This is a genomic window from Actinoplanes sp. NPDC051633, assembly GCF_040681735.1.
Lineage (GTDB): Bacteria > Actinomycetota > Actinomycetes > Mycobacteriales > Micromonosporaceae > Actinoplanes.
On sequence record NZ_JBFAZH010000751.1, the window covers coordinates 1 to 3,877 of the forward strand.

At 74.1% G+C, this 3,877-nt stretch carries 3 protein-coding genes and 1 pseudogene; 2 read left to right on the forward strand and 2 right to left on the reverse strand.

Annotated elements, in window-relative coordinates; translation table 11 throughout:
• Positions 1-371: hypothetical protein (locus AB0M20_RS31205; RefSeq protein WP_364303914.1), on the reverse strand; the 371-nt coding region annotated here is incomplete at its 3' end.
• Positions 372-582: 211 nt separating this feature from the next.
• On the opposite strand from AB0M20_RS31205, the gene AB0M20_RS31210 reads away from it, so the two are divergent.
• Both AB0M20_RS31210 and AB0M20_RS31215 read left to right on the forward strand, forming a co-directional pair.
• A complete protein-coding gene (locus AB0M20_RS31210; protein WP_364303915.1) occupies positions 583-1,446 on the forward strand; it encodes a GNAT family N-acetyltransferase in 864 nt (287 codons plus the stop codon).
• Positions 1,447-1,523: 77 nt separating this feature from the next.
• Positions 1,524-2,672, forward strand: a pseudogene (locus AB0M20_RS31215) (MFS transporter); the annotation flags it as partial.
• An 18-nt stretch (positions 2,673-2,690) separates the two neighbouring features.
• On the opposite strand, the gene AB0M20_RS31220 reads toward AB0M20_RS31215, so the two are convergent.
• The gene (locus tag AB0M20_RS31220) at positions 2,691-3,869 is read right to left on the reverse strand and encodes an NAD(P)/FAD-dependent oxidoreductase (protein WP_364303916.1); all 1,179 of its coding nucleotides are present in this window, start codon (positions 3,867-3,869) and stop codon (positions 2,691-2,693) included.
• Between the last annotated feature and the right edge of the window lie 8 nt (positions 3,870-3,877).

Genomic DNA, 3,877 nt, shown 5'->3' on the forward strand with positions numbered 1-3,877 from the left:
CCGCGCCAGCCCCGCACCGCGCCGCCCACGACCAGCGCGTCCTTCTCCAAGATCTTCTCGGGCCGTGTGGGGTCGTCCTCGCCCCGGGGCCGGACGGCCAGTCCGGGCGCGAAGGGCCCGGCCGGCGGCAGCTGCACGCCGGCGATCTCGCGATACAGCCGATCGGGAACCTGGATCAGGATGCCGGCGCCATCGCCGGTGTTGTACTCGGCGCCGCGGGCGCCCCGATGGTCGAGCCGGATCAGCGCCGACAGGCCCTTGGCGACGACGTCATGGCAACGGCGTCCATGCAGGTCGGCCACGAAGGCCACCCCGCAGGCGTCTCGCTCCTGCGAAGGGTCGTAAAGCCCCTGGGGGTGCGGAACAGCCACCGGGCCTCCAGTCGTCACACATTTCGGTTCAAGGTCGGGACGACGTCGGCCCTGCAAAGTCTCTAGATACTACGTTAGGTGCACCGGATCTCCACCAGGTGCGTCTGGATCACACTTCGCCATGCGTGTCGGGCGTCGGGAGACCCGTCACCGCGACCCCCGTGGCCGGACTGAACGGCATGCGCGATCCGTGATTGGGTAGTCTCGCGCGGTGGCGCAACCTGAAACCGACGTCTTTGCTCGGCTCGAACGCTTCTACGACGCCGTACCCCGTGATGCCACCGTCACGGAGGACATCGGGGAATTCGTCCTTTTCGTCCGCCAGGGACCGGGGTGGCCCTACTACGCCCGCCCCCGGCTGGGAGCGGACACGCCGTCTGCCGCAGATATTACTGCGGTCCGCCGCCGGCAACGAGACCTCGGCGCGCCGGAGGCCTTCGAGTGGGTGCACGAAACCACGCCTGACCTGCTGGCCGTCGCCCGATCCGCCGGCCTCGAGGTGTTGCTCGCGCCGCTGATGGTGCTGGAACGGGCGGCGCTGGTGCCGGACCTGCCGCTGCCGAACGCGACGATCCGCTTCCTCGACCCGTCGAGTTCGCGGTTCGCCACCGACCTGATGGCCACCCGGGCGGTCGGGCAGCTCGGCTTCGGCGCGCCGGCCAACGCGGCCGTGCCGGTCGGGGTGCGGGCCGCGGAGCCGGCCGGGCCGCGCGAGCGCGACTCGCTGCCGCCGCTGTCCCCGGAGCTCGTCGAGGAGCAGCGCAGCCGGTATGCCAGCGGCCGGTTCACCGGCGCGGTGGTCGAGTCACCCACCGAGGGCGTGCTGGCCAGCGGCTTGACGCAGCGGGTGGGCGACGTGGCGGAGATCGCCGGCGTCGCGACCCTGCCGTCGGCCCGCCGGCGGGGGTACGCGTCACAGCTCACCGCAAGCCTGGCCCGGCACGCGCTGCAGAACGGCGTCGACCTGGTCTTCCTCTCCGCGGGTGACGACGACGTGGCCCGTCTCTACTCCAAGGTCGGCTTCCGCCGCATCGGCACGGCCTGCATCGCCGAGCCGGCCCCGTCGGAGATCTGACGCCGCACCCCAGCATGTTTCCACCGTAACGGGCTTCACCGGTTGCGGTCGCCGGTGATCGATGCGATGTTCCCAGTATGGGCTTGATTGGTGGTAACAAGGTCGGGCGTACGTTCGGCTCGCTCGCCGGCTCGGTGATCCTGCTCGGCATCGCCGACTCGATGGCCGGCTCGTACCTCGTGCTGTTCGCCTCCGACCGGGCCGCGCTGAGCCCGGTGCAGATCGGACTGTTCATCGCCGCCCCGGCGGCCGGCGGCATCGTCGTCAGCGCCCTGGCCGGCCGCCGCTTCGACCGGGCCCCGACGAAAGGCTTCGCGATCGCGGCCGCCGCGCTCGGCGGCCTCGGGTTCGCGCTGCTGACCACCACCACGTCCTTCCCGGTGCTGATCCTGATCGCGATCACCCTCGTCGCCGCCGGTCAGGCCGCCTTCCCACAGCTGTTCGCCCTGGCCCGCGTGGTGCTGGGCAACGGGCGTGCCGGGGTTCGCTCGGCGCCGCTGCTGCGCTCGGGCTGGTCGCTGGCGTGGGCGCTGGGTCCGCTGGCCGGCGCCGCGCTGCTGCCACGCATCGGCTTCACCGGCCTGCTCTGGGCGGCCGCCGCGACCCTGCTCGTGGCGGCCCTGTGCGCCGCCACCGTGCCGGCCGCGCCGCCGCCGACACCCACCGACGGCGAACACCACGCGACCCGGCGGGCGCCGCGTGCCCTCGCGGTCAGCGCGGTGCTGTTCTTCCTGGCGATGTTCGCCGGCTCGGTGGCACTCCCGCTCTACGTCACACGAGGCCTGGACCGTCCCGACTCGGCGGTCGGCCTGCTCTACAGCGCCTGCGCGGCGGTGGAGGTCCTGGCGGCGCTCGGGCTGGCGGCGCTGCCGCAGCGGGTGAGCCAGCGCCTGCTGCTCACCGGGTCGATGGCCGCCCTCGCCGGGTACTTCGTCATCACCCTCTTCGCCCAGGGCATGGCCCTGCTCGTGGTCGGGCAGGTCGCCCGCGGCGTCGCCATCGCCGTCTTCGGCGCGGCCGGCATCCGGTATTTCCAGGACCTCATGAGCCCCGCCACCGGTCGTGCCACCACCCTGTTCGCCAACTGCTCCACGGCCGGATCGCTGCTGGCCGGAGTGCTCGCCGGGCTGTCGGTGCAGCACTGGGGATACACCGTGACGCTGCTACTCTGCGGCGTCGCCGCCCTGGCCGGCGCCGTGACGTTCTGGCTGGCGTCGGCAACCGCTCCTCCGGACGGGACCGCGTCAGTCGGGCGGGTTCCAGTCGGCGGCCAGGCCGTGAGCGTGGCCCAGCAGGCGCGGGCGGAGCTGGTTCAGGGCCGCGTCCCGGGCGCGGAGGGCCAGCCGGCCACGAGCCTGCACCACCGCGGACATCCGGCGGGTCTGCCGCACGACGGTGGTGGTGCGGGGACGCCGCGCCCGGCTGTAGGCGTCGATCGCCGCGTGCAGCTCCGGCCCGGGCGCGACGTCAGCGGTCAATGAACGCAGCGTCGCCGCGTCCTCGAACGCCAGGCACGCACCCTGACCGAGATGGTGCGGCATGGCATGGGCCGCGTCGCCGAGCAGCACCACACCGCCCGGGCCGGAGCCGAAACCGTACGCGCGGGGCAGCGGCCGCAGCTCGCGCACCTCCTGCGGCACCAGGTCCTCCGGCTCGGTCGCAGCGAGCAGCTCACTGACCGGCGCGTGCCAGCCGGCGAACCAGCGGCGCAACAGCGCGAGCTGAGTGGCCGGCGACTCGGGACGTGCCGCGCCCGCCGCGGTCGCCACCCAGTAGACGCCGCCGCGCCGGCTCAGCGGGATCGACACGAACCGGTACCCGGCGCCGAGCGTCTCGCCTCCGGCCGCCTGCTCACCGGTCAGCGCCGGCGTCCGCCAGCCGGGGATCACCGCCTGCCAGGCCGCGAAACCGGACCCGACCGCCGCCGCCTCGGGGGCCAGCGCGCGCCGGACCGGGCTGTCGATGCCGTCCGCGGCGACCACCAGATCGGCCTCGTGCTCGGTGCGGCCGTCGACCACCGCGGGCCGCCGGCCGGAACCGACCCGGACGCCGCTGACGGCCACGCCGGTGCGGATCTCCACCCGGTCGCCGAGCCCGGCGACCAGCGCGTCGTACAGGTCCTCGAGGTGCACCACGGCGGGGGCGTGGCAGGCGCCGGCCCGGGTCCGCGGCGGCACCAGCCACTGGCCGTCGGGCCGCCGGACGCCGCCGTCGGGCAGCGGCGAGGCGATCGCCGACCAGCCGCCCTCCGGGTTCAGCGACTCCAGCGCCCGCAACCCGTTGGGCCACAGCACCATTGCGGTCGGCGGCGCCGCGACCCGCTCGCCGCGCTCCAGAAGCATGACCCGCCAGCCCGCGCGGGCGAGAGCGCCGGCGGCAGCAAGGCCGGCCATGCCCGCACCCACCACGACGGCTGTGCGCACGTCACTCG